Source organism: Bradyrhizobium sp. CCBAU 51765 (genome assembly GCF_015291725.1).
Lineage (GTDB): Bacteria > Pseudomonadota > Alphaproteobacteria > Rhizobiales > Xanthobacteraceae > Bradyrhizobium > Bradyrhizobium liaoningense.
The window spans coordinates 3,688,939-3,701,299 of the sequence record NZ_CP030038.1 but is presented as its reverse complement, the minus strand read 5'-3'; the positions used below and the strand labels follow the sequence as shown (position 1 = coordinate 3,701,299).

At 66.7% G+C, this 12,361-nt stretch carries 10 protein-coding genes and 1 pseudogene; 6 read left to right on the top strand and 5 right to left on the bottom strand.

The window, feature by feature from the left end:
- The first annotated feature begins 40 nt into the window (after positions 1–40).
- Complete coding sequence (locus XH96_RS17735) at positions 41–1,285, top strand: MFS transporter (protein ID WP_194393586.1); 1,245 nt, start codon at positions 41–43, stop codon at positions 1,283–1,285.
- Between the two features lie 115 nt (positions 1,286–1,400).
- Here XH96_RS17735 and XH96_RS17730 read toward each other — a convergent pair whose 3' ends face one another.
- Entirely contained in the window at positions 1,401–2,660 is a 1,260-nt protein-coding gene (locus tag XH96_RS17730) for an adenylate/guanylate cyclase domain-containing protein (RefSeq protein ID WP_194393585.1), read from the bottom strand.
- Positions 2,661–2,831: 171 nt separating this feature from the next.
- Between XH96_RS17730 and XH96_RS17725 the strand changes: the two genes are divergently transcribed.
- Positions 2,832–3,989 carry an MFS transporter gene (locus tag XH96_RS17725; RefSeq protein WP_194393584.1) on the top strand — a complete coding sequence of 386 codons (1,158 nt, stop codon included), beginning with the start codon at positions 2,832–2,834 and terminating at the stop codon, positions 3,987–3,989.
- Positions 3,990–4,020: 31 nt separating this feature from the next.
- Entirely contained in the window at positions 4,021–4,212 is a 192-nt protein-coding gene (locus tag XH96_RS17720) for a hypothetical protein (protein WP_194393583.1), read from the top strand.
- Here XH96_RS17720 and XH96_RS17715 read toward each other — a convergent pair.
- Positions 4,209–5,088, bottom strand: a pseudogene (locus XH96_RS17715) (DMT family transporter). The gene XH96_RS17720 and the pseudogene XH96_RS17715 overlap by 4 nt on opposite strands.
- A gap of 99 nt (positions 5,089–5,187) precedes the next feature.
- Positions 5,188–6,153 (bottom strand): CDF family Co(II)/Ni(II) efflux transporter DmeF, encoded by a 966-nt coding sequence (dmeF, locus tag XH96_RS17710; protein ID WP_194393582.1) that lies wholly within the window; start codon positions 6,151–6,153, stop codon positions 5,188–5,190.
- 196 nt (positions 6,154–6,349) lie between these two features.
- Here dmeF and XH96_RS17705 point away from each other — a divergent pair, with 196 nt between their 5' ends.
- Both XH96_RS17705 and chrA read left to right on the top strand, forming a co-directional pair.
- Complete coding sequence (locus XH96_RS17705; protein WP_194393581.1) at positions 6,350–7,168, top strand: chromate resistance protein ChrB domain-containing protein; 819 nt, start codon at positions 6,350–6,352, stop codon at positions 7,166–7,168.
- Positions 7,169–8,554, top strand: a complete 1,386-nt coding sequence (chrA, locus tag XH96_RS17700) for a chromate efflux transporter (protein ID WP_194393580.1) — start codon at positions 7,169–7,171, stop codon at positions 8,552–8,554.
- 57 nt (positions 8,555–8,611) lie between these two features.
- Here the strand turns inward: chrA and XH96_RS17695 are convergent, their stop codons facing one another.
- A complete protein-coding gene (locus XH96_RS17695) occupies positions 8,612–9,505 on the bottom strand; it encodes an AraC family transcriptional regulator (protein WP_194393579.1) in 894 nt (297 codons plus the stop codon).
- A 214-nt stretch (positions 9,506–9,719) separates the two neighbouring features.
- Between XH96_RS17695 and XH96_RS17690 the strand changes: the two genes are divergently transcribed.
- Positions 9,720–10,475, top strand: coding sequence for an SDR family NAD(P)-dependent oxidoreductase (locus XH96_RS17690; RefSeq protein ID WP_194393577.1), 756 nt, complete (start codon positions 9,720–9,722; stop codon positions 10,473–10,475).
- A 338-nt stretch (positions 10,476–10,813) separates the two neighbouring features.
- Here XH96_RS17690 and XH96_RS17685 read toward each other — a convergent pair whose 3' ends face one another.
- Positions 10,814–12,358: a GMC family oxidoreductase gene (locus XH96_RS17685; RefSeq protein WP_194393576.1), complete on the bottom strand. Its 1,545-nt coding sequence runs from the start codon at positions 12,356–12,358 to the stop codon at positions 10,814–10,816.
- Positions 12,359–12,361: the final 3 nt, after the last annotated feature.

Here is a 12,361-nt window from a genome sequence, read left to right as displayed (position 1 = left end):
GTGAACATTGGTGCCAATTCGCCTTTGCAGGATATGAGCCATGTCAACGCCCCCTCGCCTCCCGGACACCTTCAACCGCCTCGCCTGGTCGAATCTCGCGGCGCAATCGGCCGAGCAGGTCGCGCTCGCCGCGGCGCCCATCGTCGCCGTGCTGACGCTGGGGGTGGCCGAAGGGCAGACCGGCCTGCTTCAGACCGCGCTCACCCTGCCCTTCGTGCTGTTCGCCATTCCCGCCGGCGTGCTCGCGGACCGCATCTCCCGCCGCCGGCTGATGGCGGGCGCCGAGGCGTTGCGGGCGGCAGCGCTCGCCGCCATCGTCCTCCTGCTGGCGCTGGGGGCCCTCGACTTGCCGCTGCTGGCCCTGCTCGGCTTCGCTGCCGTGTGCGGCACCGTCGTCTACAGCGTCGCCGCGCCGGCGCTGGTGCCCTCGCTGGTGAGCTCGGAGCTGTTGCCCGCGGCGAATGCGCGGATCGAGCTCGCGCGCACCATCGCCTTCGCCAGCGGCCCTGCGCTCGGCGGCGCGCTGGTGGGATGGTGGGGCGCCAGCCCGGCCTTCGGCTTTGCCGCGGCACTCTCGGCCATCGCCGTCGTGCTGCTCTCCGGCATCTACGAGCCCGCGCGCGGGCCGGCGCCGCGACGCCATCCGCTCCAGGAGATCCGCGAGGGCGCGGCCTTCGTGTTCCACCATCCGCTGTTGCGGCCGGTGTTCATCACCCAGTTCATCTTCAACACCGGCTGGTTCCTGCAGATCGCCGTGTTCGTGCCCTATGCCGTGCGCCATCTCGGATTGACGGCGGCCGGTGTCGGCGCGGTGCTGACGATGTACGGCGTCGGCATGGTGATCGGCGCGCTCCTCGCCACGCGCGTGATGCAGCGTATCGCGTTTGGCACCGTCGTCGGACTCGGCCCCGTCACCGGCTTCGTCGCCGCATTGGTGATGGCGCTGACGGTGCTGCTGCCCTCGCCGTGGCTCGCGGGCTTGAGCTTCTTCCTGCTCGGCGTCGGTCCGATCCTGTGGGTGATCTCGACCACGACGCTGCGCCAGTCGGTGACGCCGCCGCGCCTCCTGGGACGCGTCTCCGCCATCAACATCATGAGCTATGGCGCCCGTCCGCTCGGCTCGGCGCTGGGCGCTATCGTCGGCGGCCTCTGGAGCGCGGAAGCGTGCCTCTATCTCGCCGCCGCCGTCTTCGGCCTGCAGGCGCTGGTGATCCTGCTGTCACCGGCGGTCGCACTGGACCGGCAGCCGGACATGGTGGGGGACGAAGTGGCGGCGCAATGCTAACCACGCCGTCATTGCGAGCGAAGCGAAGCAATCCAGAATCTTTCCACGGAGACAGTCTGGATTGCTTCGTCGCAAGAGCCCCTCGCAATGACGGAGCATGTCGAGACAGCGAGGCCTAACCCGCCAGATAGCGCTCGTAGCTCCCCGTCACCGGCTCGTTCGCGTCGACCTCCGGATCAAGCGTATAGAGATCCTGCGCGCGTCCGATGCCGCGCAGGGCGTAGCGGCCGGTGGAGACGAGATAGCGCCGGCCGGCGGCATCGAGGCCACCATAGAACTCGGATGAGGCCAGCAGCTCGCGGTCGACCGAGCGGCTCATCGAGGCGATGCGGCTGACCTCGTTGACGGTCGGGCCGACCACGGTGAAATCAAGCCGGTCCTCGCTGCCGATATTGCCGTAGAAGACCTGGCCGACATGCAGGCCGACATAGGCCGACGTGGTCGGACGGCCCTCCGCCGCCCGCCGCTTGTTCAGCGCAGCGACATTCTTGCGGAACAGGTGCTCGGCCCGCAGCGCGGCCCGTCGCGCATCCGCCATATCCTCGCCCCAGAACATCGCCAGCACACCGTCGCCGATCAGCTTCAGCACGTCGCCGCCGGCGTGGTGGATCGCGTCGATCACCGTCTGCGCATAGTCGTTGAGGAACGGAATGATCTCGTCGGGGCCGATGCTCTCGCTGATCCCGGTCGAGCCGCGCAGGTCCGAATACCAAAGCACCGCGTTGATGCGCTCGGTGACGCCGCGGGAGATGCGCCCGCGCAGCACCTGCTCGGAGGCATCGCGGCCGAGATAGACCCGGCCGAGCGTGCGCACGATGTCGACCTGCTGTGCCGACTTGATCGCGAGCCCCAGCACCGGCACGAGATCGCGCAGCGCCTCCAGCTCCAGTCCGGAGAAACCGCTCTCGCGGCGGGTGGTCCAGCATGAATAGAGGCAATCCATCAGGCCGAGCGCGCCATTCTCGCCGAACCGATGCACGAAGGCGAGATAGTGCTTGTGGCCCTTTTCGGCGAGTTCGCCGATCTGCGAGAAATCCATCGACGGGGCCTCCGCGAGATCGATCACCATCTCGTCGTGGCCATTCTCGAGCATGTGGAAGAACACCGACCGGCGCCAGCTCTTTGCCGCGTCGCCGTCGGCGGTCGAGCCGTATTCGAACGCATCGCTCTCGTTGCTGGGCCGGTCGCTCCAGCGAAAGCCCCGGCCCTCATAGATCGGATGCAGCGTGTCGATGACGACGAGCCCGCGCGACAGTTCCAGCCCCTCGGCGCAGCAGCGCTCGCAGAAGCCGCGGAGCAGCTCGTTTTCGGGCAGGCCAGTCAGCCCCTGGCCCGTCAGCCAGTTCATCAGCGCAAGGCGCGAGGTCAATTGCATGCGCCATTATGGCGTGCATTCGTGACGAGCGAAAGGCGCAGGCCCGCGTGTGCACCAGGCTCCCATCCCCTGCAGGTCGAATATGTCGCAGCGCCGGTTGACGCCCTCGCCGCGCGAACGGCAAATGTCGGCGATGATGACTTCGTCGGCCGAAATCGGAAGCCCGCGCGGATGACCCGGCGCCAGCTTCCGATCATCCTGGCGCTCGGTACCACGCAGACCCTGGCCTGGGCCTCGAGCTATTATGTGCCGGCGCTGCTCGCCGATCCCATGGCGCACGACCTCGGCGTCTCCTCCAACTGGATCTTCGGCGCGTTTTCGGCCGCGCTGGTGATCTCGGCCATGCTCGGCCCGCGTATCGGACGGCAGATCGACCTCGTCGGCGGCCGTCAGGTGCTGTCGGCCTCGAACCTGATCATCGCCGCCGGCCTCGTGCTCCTTGGGTTCTCGCAATCGATCGCGGTGATGGCGATCGCCTGGCTCGTGCTCGGCATCGGCATGGCGATGGGGCTCTATGACGCCGCCTTCGCAGCTTTGGGGCGCATCTACGGCACCGAGGCACGCCGGCCCATCACCGGCATCACGCTGATGGCGGGCTTCGCTTCCACCGTCGGCTGGCCGCTCACCGCCTGGGGCATCGCCCATATCGGCTGGCGCGACACCTGTTTTGCATGGGCCGCCGCCAACGTCCTGATCGGCCTGCCGCTCAATTTCTTCATGCTGCCGGCGATCAAGGGCGCGAAGCAGGCCGCGGCTGCGACCGAGAAGCCGCATCTGCCGCTCGACCGCACCATGCTCCTGCTGGCCTTCATCTTCGCCGCGGTCTGGACCGTCACCGGCGCGATGGCCGCGCATTTCCCGCGGATCCTGGAGGCGACAGGGGCGACGCCGGCCGAGGCGATCGCGGCCGGCGCATTGATCGGCCCGGCGCAGGTCGGGGCGCGCATGCTCGAGGCCGGTTTCCTCAGCCGCTTCCATCCGCTGTGGTCGACACGGCTCGCCTGCCTCACCCACCCGGTCGGCGCCGTGATCGTCGCGATCTTCGGCGGCGCTGCGGCGAGCGCGTTCGCGCTGTTCCACGGCTCCGGCAACGGCATCCTGACGATCGCGCGCGGCACGTTGCCGCTGTCGATCTTCGGCCCGAAGGATTTCGGCTATCGTCTCGGCATCATCGGCGCCCCGGCACGGATGGCGCAGGCCGTGGCGCCGCTCGCCTTCGGCCTGCTCATCGACCTCATGGGCGCCAAGGTGCTGATCGTCTCCTCTGCGCTCAGCCTCTCGGCGCTCGTGGCGCTGTTCCTGATCCGCCCCGAGCGGCCGCCGGATTGACGGCGCAGCCGCTTTCGCGCAGAAGCGAGCCATGAGCGACGATGCCGGCCCGCCCCGCACATTCAAAGGCCTCCTGCGCTGGGCGACCACGCCGCCGCAGGCCTGGGGCGTCTACCTCCTCGCCCTCCTTCTGGTCTGGCTGCTGTCGTTCTATGCCGGCACGCTGAAGCCGAAGAAGACGCCGGAGGCGAGCCCGCCGCCGGCGACCGCGCCGCGGAGCTAGGCCGCCTTTGCCTCGCTGGTCGCAATCCAGATACCGGCGAACACCGCGACCAGCCCGACCAGAAGATTTCCCGTGATCGGCTCGCCGATCAGCAGCGCCGCCAGCAGAGCCGCGGCGACCGGATTGACCGTCATCGTATTGGCGACCCGGGTCGGCGTCGCCCGCGCCAGCGCCATGACCCAGAGGATGAAGGCGAGAGCGCCGCCGCCAATGCCCAGATAGACGCCGGCAATCCACTGCGCCGCCGTGAAGTGCGAGAGCGCCGCAAAGCTGCCGTTCACCAGGCCCACAAAGCACCAGCATCCCGGCGCCCGCGCCCATGCCGACGGTGAGAAAGCCGAGCGCGCTGGAGCGCTGCATCAGCGGACGCGATAGCACGTTGTAGAACGCCATGCAGAACACGGCGCCGGTCATGATCAACTCGCCGCGCCAGGCGCCGGGCGGGCTCTGCGCGAGGCCCGCGGCAAGGGCCGCCGCCACACCGAGCACGGCGGTGCCGACGCCCGTGATCTTGCGCGCGGACAGGCGCTCCACGCCAAGCAGCGCGCCGACCATCATGGTGTGGAGCGGCAACGTCGCCAGCGCGAGACTGGCGCGCGCGGCGGTCGTGTAGGAGACCGCGATGTTATAGAGGATGAAAAACAGGCCGAAGAAGCAGATGCCAAGCAGCATCACCACCGGCCAGTCGGGCCGTTGCGGCCACCGCACGCCGAGCAGAAGCGCGCAAGGCAACAAGCAGAGAAAGCCGATCCCCCAGCGCAGGATCGCGAGCAGGATGGGATCGGCGCCGTTGACGAGATAGCGCGTAATGGCCGCAGCGGTCCCGCCGAAGCTGCTCGACGCCAGCGCGATCGCAACTCCGGCCCACTCGCCCACCGCCATCTCCCGTCACGGAGTTCCTCCGGGGCGTTAGCACGTCACTGCTGCCAGCCTGGTGGCAGCAGCACAACGCGGCGGGTCCGTTCGCGCGGCCCGTCAATGCGGGCAGGTCTCGACCTCAACCGTGACGTGGCTGAGGCCCTTCAGCCCCGCGAGCCGCCGCTTGTAGACGGCCGGCTGCTTCGGCTGGTCCGACACCACCGACAGCAGCACGGCGCAATGGCCGGGGCCGACCTGCCAGAGATGGAGGTCGGTCACGCGATCGTCGCCGACCTCCATGCGGGCTCGGATCACCCGCTCCAGCTTCTCGTCGGCGCGCACGTCGAGGAGCACCGCCCCCGATGACTTGATCAGGCCGAACGCCCAGCTCGCGATCACGACGCTGCCGATCAGGCCCACCGCCGGATCGGCCCAGACCCAGCCTGAATACATGGCGACGGCGAGCGCTGCGATCGCCAGCACAGAGGTTGCCGCATCGGTCATGACATGGACATAGGCCGCGCGAAGGTTGTTGTCGTGGTGATGGTGATGATGGCCGTGATGATCGTGGTCATGATCGTCGTGGTCGTCATGCGCATGGCCATGGTCGTGATGGTGATGGTCGTGGCTATCGCGCAGCAGCCACACGCTGGCGAGATTGACGCACAAGCCGAGGGCAGCCACGGCCATGGCCTCGCCGTAGACGATCGGCACCGGCGTGAACAGCCGCAGCACGCTCTCATAGGCGATCTCGACTGCGATCAGGCCCAGGATGATCGCGCTGGCGAAGGCGGCGAGGTCGCCGAACTTGCCGGTGCCGAAGGTAAAATGCGCATTCCCCAGGTGGCGGCGCGCGAAACGATAGGCGAAGGCGGCAATGCCGAGCGCCGCCGCATGCGTGCCCATGTGCCAGCCGTCGGCTAGAAGCGCCATCGAGCCGAACAACGAGCCTGCCACGATCTCGCCGACCATCATGATCAGGGTCAGGACGACCACGAACCAGGTGCGGCGCTCGTTCTCGTCGTGCTTCTCGCCCAGGAAGGCGTGGTCATGGGTCCATTGTTCGATGGAATGGGAATGCATCGAATTCTCCGGAAGATTCAGGTCTGCCGGCGCGCAATATAGACGGCGGGCACCAATTTTCTAAGGTCCAATCGTCCCGCGGATTGACAGTGCTACTTAGTTTCGCTGTAATCTGGGCCATGGGGATTTGAGCGATCTCCCCACGAGGCGACAGGCCCAAGCATCGCGTCCCGTTCGTTTCTTGCGAGGACGCATCATGTCTACATTCACGACCATTTCGTCTGACAAAATGGCACGGCTGATCGGCACGGCGAACGCGCCTGCACTGATCGATGTGCGCACCGAGGAGGATTTTGCCGCCGACCGGCGGCTGATCCCCGGCTCCATCAAGCTCAGCCACGACAATGTGACGGACTGGGGCGGCACCTTCGCCGGCCGCCGCGCCGTCGTCTCCTGCTTCCGCGGCGAGAAGCTCGCCCAGGGCACCGCGGCCTGGCTGCGCCAGCTCGGCGTCGAGGCCGAGACCCTGGAGGGCGGCTTCGAGGGCTGGAAGGCGGCCAAGCTGCCGCTGGTCGACGCCCGCAAGCTGCCGCCACGCGATGCCAAGGGACGCACCGTCTGGGTCACGCGGGCGCGACCGAAGGTCGACCGCATCGCCTGCCCGTGGCTGATCCGCCGCTTCGTCGATCCCAATGCGGCGTTCCTCTATGTCGCGCCATCCGAGGTGGTCGCCGTCGGCGAGCGCTTTGGTGCCGCCCCCTTCGACATCGAGAACGTGTTCTGGAGCCACCGTGGCGAGCTCTGTACCTTCGACGTGATGATCGAGGAGTTCGGGATCGCAACGCCGGCCCTGCTTCGCCTCGCGACGCTGGTGCGCGGCGCCGACACCGCGCGGCCGGACCTGGCGCCGGAGGCACCGGGCCTGCTCGCGGCCTCGCTCGGGTTGTCCCGGATGTACGACGACGACCTCGAACAGCTCGAGGCCGGCATGACGCTCTACGATGCCTTCTACCGCTGGTGCCGCGACGCCACCACCGAGACGCACAACTGGCCGACCAACAAGGTGAAGGCGTAGATGGACATCCGTAACGTTCAGGCAGAAGCTGACGCCGGTCACGGCGTCAGCTTCAACGAGGCCTTTCGCGTCTGGCTCCGCGTCGCCTGCCTCAGCTTTGGCGGGCCCGCGGGCCAGATCGCGGTGATGCACCGCATCCTGGTCGAGGAGAAGAAGTGGATCTCGGAAGGCCGGTTCCTGCATGCGCTGAACTACTGCATGCTGCTGCCGGGACCTGAGGCGCAGCAGCTCGCGACCTATGTCGGCTGGCTGATGCATCGCACCGCCGGCGGCCTGATGGCGGGAGGGCTGTTCATCCTGCCCGGCATCATCGCCATCATGGGGCTCAGCTACATCTATGCCGCATTCGGCAATGTCAGCGTCGTCGAGGCACTGTTCTTCGGCCTCAAGGCCGCCGTGCTCGCCATCGTGGTCGAGGCCGTGGTGCGCGTCGGCAAGCGCGCGCTGAAGAACCGCATTATGGTCGCGCTCGCCGCCGCGGCCTTCGTCGCGATCTTCTTCTTTGCAGTCCCCTTCCCGATCATCATCATCGCCGCCGGCCTGATCGGCTATGTCGGCGCGCGCAGGGGCCGGCCGGAGTTCGCGTCGGCCGGTCACGGTCCTGGCGGCAGCGGCGCCGTGATCGACAGCATGCTCGGCGATGCCGTGCCCGATCATGTCCGCCCCAACGCGGCGCGCGCGATTCGCGTCGGCGCACTGTGGCTCGCGCTCTGGCTTGTCCCGGTGATCGCGCTGCTGTTGTTCGTCGGACAGGCCAATGTGTTCAGCCAGATCGCGCTGTTCTTCTCGAAGATGGCGCTGGTCACCTTCGGCGGCGCCTACGCCGTTCTGGCCTACGTCGCCCAGCAGGCGGTCGAGCACTATCACTGGCTGAAGCCGCACGAGATGCTCGACGGCCTCGGCATGGCCGAGACCACGCCGGGCCCGCTGATCATGGTGCTCCAGTTCGTGGGCTTCATGGCGGCCTACCGCGATCCCGGCGGCCTGTCGCCGATGCTGGCAGCGACGCTCGGCGGACTGCTCGCGACCTGGGTCACCTTCACACCCTGCTTCCTCTGGATCTTCGTCGGCGCGCCCTATATCGAGCGCCTGCGCGGCAACGCGGGCCTTGCCGGCGCGCTCAGCGCGATCACCGCCGCCGTCGTCGGCGTGATCCTCAACCTCTCGATCTGGTTCGCGCTGCACACGCTGTTTCGCGAGACCATTCCGGTACATGCGTTTCCGCTGAACTTCGACATGCCGGTGCTGACGAGCGTGGACATTCCCGCGCTGGTGCTGGCGATCGCGGCGGCGACGGCGATCTTCCGGTTCAAGCTGGGCATGCTGACGGTGCTCGCCGGCAGCTGTGCCGCGGGCGTGACGCTAAGGTTGGCGGGAATGATCTAGGGAGAGGAGAGCGCCGTTACCTTGCATGTCCCGGGTGGTCGATGATCCGGCTTAGCGTCAGGCTGCGGTGTCCAGTTGACCGAGCGCGGCCTTGATATCCTTGGCAGGCGACAGCCCGAACAAGCGCCCATATTCTCTCGTGAATTGCGAGACGCTTTCGTAACCTACTCCGAAGGCCGCGCTGCTCACGTCAGAGCCCTCCGACAACATCATCCTACGCGCCTCAATGAGCCGCAGCTGCTTCTGAAATTGCAAGGGACTGAGTGATGTAATCGCGCGGAAGTGCTGGTGAAACGAGGAAGGACTCATGGCAGCCGCTTCCGCCAGGCGTTCGATGCGCAGCGGCTTTGCATATTCGGAACGAATGATCGCGACGGCGCGCGCGATACGTTGCGCATGGCTGTCGGCGACCCCGAGGGCCCTTATTGCCGCGCCGTGTCGCCCCGCCAGCAGCCAATAGTGAATTTCGCGAACGAACTGAGATCGCAGAACCGGCAAAGAAGACGGACGCTCGAGCAGCCGCATCAAGCGGAGCGCGGCATCGGCGACCTCCGATTCGGTCGGATCGACGCGCACGGGAATGCCTTGCTGCTCGGGAGCAAGGTTCATCTCCACGATCAGACTCGCGATCACCGCCGGGTCGAGCTCAACGACCAGGGAAAAATATGGGGCCTTTACGCTGGCGCGGGTAATCTGGCTGACAGTCGGCACATCCGCCGAGATCAAGAGCGACTCCCCCGCGCCGAAATCGAAGCTGTGAGATCCCATTGTCACGCGTTTACGGCCCTGCAGGACGAGCGCAACGAGCGGCCGGTTGATCGCGTATTGAAGCTGGCCCTGCGTCAGCGCCCGTATGGCCGTAAGGCCCGGGATTGGCGTCCTGGCCGTGCCGTTTTGGTCGGAATGCAAGTCCGCATAGCGGCGAACAGTTTCGAGCAAGGTCGTTGTCATTCCACGAATTTATACCAGCCGCGGGCTCCGGCAACCGGACATGGCCGGACTGCTCCAACTTTGGGCATGTGAATTGATCGTTCAACGCAGCGACGGCCCGGCCCGAGCGACACTCGCGGTCATTTGGAGGATTAGGCAAGAAGGCTCAAGGATCCGGCAACTCGAATGCCGCGGTGTCTGCCACCTTCGCCGTGTCAAACGAAGGAGACATCACATGACAAAAATTGCAATCGTCACCGGTGCGAGCCGCGGCCTTGGCCGCAACATGGCCGTCAACATCGCGCGCAAGGGCAGCGATGTCATCATCACATACCGAAGCCGTTCGGACCTCGCGGAGAGCGCCGTTTCCGAGATCGAGGCGCTGGGACGCCGGGCCGTGGCCTTTCAATTGGACAGCGCCGACGTCGCCAAATTTCCCTCCTTCGCGCGAAGACTGGGCCAGACGCTGAAGGAGAAATTTGGTCGCGAGAGCTTCGACTACCTCGTGCACAATGCCGGCGACGGCCTCTTCGCCCCGCTCGGCGAGACCACCGAGGCTCAGTTCGATCAGCAGATGAACCTGCATGTCAAAGGCGTATTCTTCCTCACCCAGGCCTTGTTGCCCCTGATGGCCGACGGTGGCTCGATCGTCACCATCGGCAGTGGCCTGACGCGCGTCACCTATCCGGGCTTCGCCGTCTACACCATGGCGAAAGCCGCCGCTGACATGATGGCGGTCTGCATGGCCAGGGAACTTGGGCCGCGTGGCATCCGCGTCAACAGCGTTGCGCCCGGCGCGATCGAAACCGACTTTGGCGGCGGCCTGGTGCGTGATAATCCCGACGTGAACAAGCAATTCGCCGGCATGACTGCGCTGGGCCGCGTTGGTGTGCCGGATGATATCGGGCCGATGGTCGCCAGCCTGCTGAGTGAGGACAATCGCTGGGTTACGGGGCAACGGATTGAAGTATCAGGCGGCCAGATGATCTGAACGCCGAACATTGCCTTTGCGGACATGCAAGGGTCGCTGTTTGAGTGTGAACTGGAGAGCGATGGCCTCCCCGCTTGCTCCGTCATTGCGAGCGCAGCGAAGCAATCCAGACTGTCTCCGCGGAAAGATCCTGGATTGCTTCGCGGAGCCTGTCGTCGGGCCGCGGTTCGCGCGGACCCGTTGGCTCGCAATGACGTGGGAGCCGCTTGCCCCACGCTCGGTGTCATCGCCCGGCTTGACCGGGCGATCCGTACTCCGAGACGGGCGTGATTGAGAAGAAAGGCCGCGGCGTACTGGATGCCCCGGTCGAGCCGGGGCATGACACCGTTGTTGTCGCTCTACCGCATCATCATCCGCGCGATCGCTTCCCCAATCACCACCGTCGTGAAATGCGTGTTGGCCCGGCAATCCGACGGCATGATCGAGGCGTCGGCGACGCGCAAGCCTGCGATGCCCTTCACCGTGCCATCGGGGTTGACCACGCCATCGGGATCGCCAACGCCGCTCATGCGGCAGCTGCCGGCGGCGTGCTGGATGTCGCCGGTCTCACGACGCAGCACCGCGTCGAGCTCGTGATCCGGCAGGCTGGCTGCCTGCGGCAGCGTCAGGTCGGTGTCGGTCAGCCGGATCCAGTCGGCGATGCCCGACAGCGCCGGCTGGGAGGTGATGACGGCGAGGCGTTTCACCGCATCCATCATCCGCAGCATGTCGCGGGGATCGGCCAGCATGTTCTCCTCGACGACGGGATCGATCGCGGGATCGGTCGAGGCCAATTTGAGCGTGCCGCGCGAATAGGCGTTGAACAGCCCGGCGCCAATCGCCCCTGCTACCCCGATGCCGCGGTGATTGAACGCGATCAGGATCATGTCGCGCTTGCCGCCATCGGCGAGGCCCGAGGAGTAGGTCACGCAGCAATTGGTGTGGCGCGTATCGGGATCGGTGGGGCGAAGCTCCTCCCGGAGCTGGATCGTGGCGCGAAACAGCGGGTGGTCGAAGAAGTGCCGCCCCACCGGCAGATCGCGCGCGACCGCGATCCCCATCGCCCGCAACTCCTCGGCTGGTCCGATGCCCGAGCGCAGCAGGATCGCCGGACTGTGAATGGCGCCGGCGCAGAGCACGATCTGGCGCGCGCTGATCTCGCTTGTGCCCTGCCCCTCGGCATGAACGCGAACGCCTGTTGCGCGGCCGTCGCTGATCAGCACGCGATCGACCAGCGCATGGCCGCGGATCTCCAGATTGGCGCGGCCGCGCGCGGGCTCGAGATAGCCCTCATTGGTGGTGATGCGCCGGCTGTCGCGGCTGTTGATGGGATAGCAGGCGACACCCTCGCCGTCCGGGCCGTTGACATCGGCACACCAGGGATACCCGGCCGCGAGCGCCGCATCGCGCAAGCCGCGATCGATCGGACCCCACTTTTCGGGTGGCGCGCGATAGACCGGCAACGGCCCGCCGCGGCCGTGGCCCTCGGCGTCGCCGAATTCCAGATCGTCCTCGATCACGGAGAACAGCGGCATCACCTCCTTCGCAGACCAGCCGGTGCAGCCATTGGCCGCCCATTCGTCGAAGGCGTCCGCAACGCCGCGGATGGCTATCTGGCCGTTCATCATCGATGAGCCGCCGAGCCCCTTGCCGCGCCAGTAGAAGCGAGGCTCCTGCCCCGCCACCCGGCGCGTCAGAAGGTCAGGCCATTGCCATTTCTCCTGGTATTCGCGCTTGTGGATGATCGGAATGGGATTGGGCGTCCGCACTTCCCAGGGTGCCTCATCGGCGCGCCAGTCGCGCCCCGCTTCGAGCAGCAGGACGCGCCGTGCGGGATCCTCGGACAGCCGTGCCGCAACAGCGGCGCCGGCGGAGCCGCCGCCGACAACAATGACATCGTACATCGC

Excerpts from the sequence above, each read along its gene's own strand:
- XH96_RS17735 (WP_194393586.1), top strand. The coding sequence starts at position 41 with ATGTCAACGCCCCCTCGCCTCCCGGACACCTTCAACCGCCTCGCCTGG.
- XH96_RS17730 (WP_194393585.1), bottom strand. The coding sequence starts at position 2,660 with ATGCAATTGACCTCGCGCCTTGCGCTGATGAACTGGCTGACGGGCCAG.
- XH96_RS17725 (WP_194393584.1), top strand. The coding sequence starts at position 2,832 with ATGACCCGGCGCCAGCTTCCGATCATCCTGGCGCTCGGTACCACGCAG.
- XH96_RS17720 (WP_194393583.1), top strand. The coding sequence starts at position 4,021 with ATGAGCGACGATGCCGGCCCGCCCCGCACATTCAAAGGCCTCCTGCGC.
- dmeF (WP_194393582.1), bottom strand. The coding sequence starts at position 6,153 with ATGCATTCCCATTCCATCGAACAATGGACCCATGACCACGCCTTCCTG.
- XH96_RS17705 (WP_194393581.1), top strand. The coding sequence starts at position 6,350 with ATGTCTACATTCACGACCATTTCGTCTGACAAAATGGCACGGCTGATC.
- chrA (WP_194393580.1), top strand. The coding sequence starts at position 7,169 with ATGGACATCCGTAACGTTCAGGCAGAAGCTGACGCCGGTCACGGCGTC.
- XH96_RS17695 (WP_194393579.1), bottom strand. The coding sequence starts at position 9,505 with ATGACAACGACCTTGCTCGAAACTGTTCGCCGCTATGCGGACTTGCAT.
- XH96_RS17690 (WP_194393577.1), top strand. The coding sequence starts at position 9,720 with ATGACAAAAATTGCAATCGTCACCGGTGCGAGCCGCGGCCTTGGCCGC.
- XH96_RS17685 (WP_194393576.1), bottom strand. The coding sequence starts at position 12,358 with ATGTACGATGTCATTGTTGTCGGCGGCGGCTCCGCCGGCGCCGCTGTT.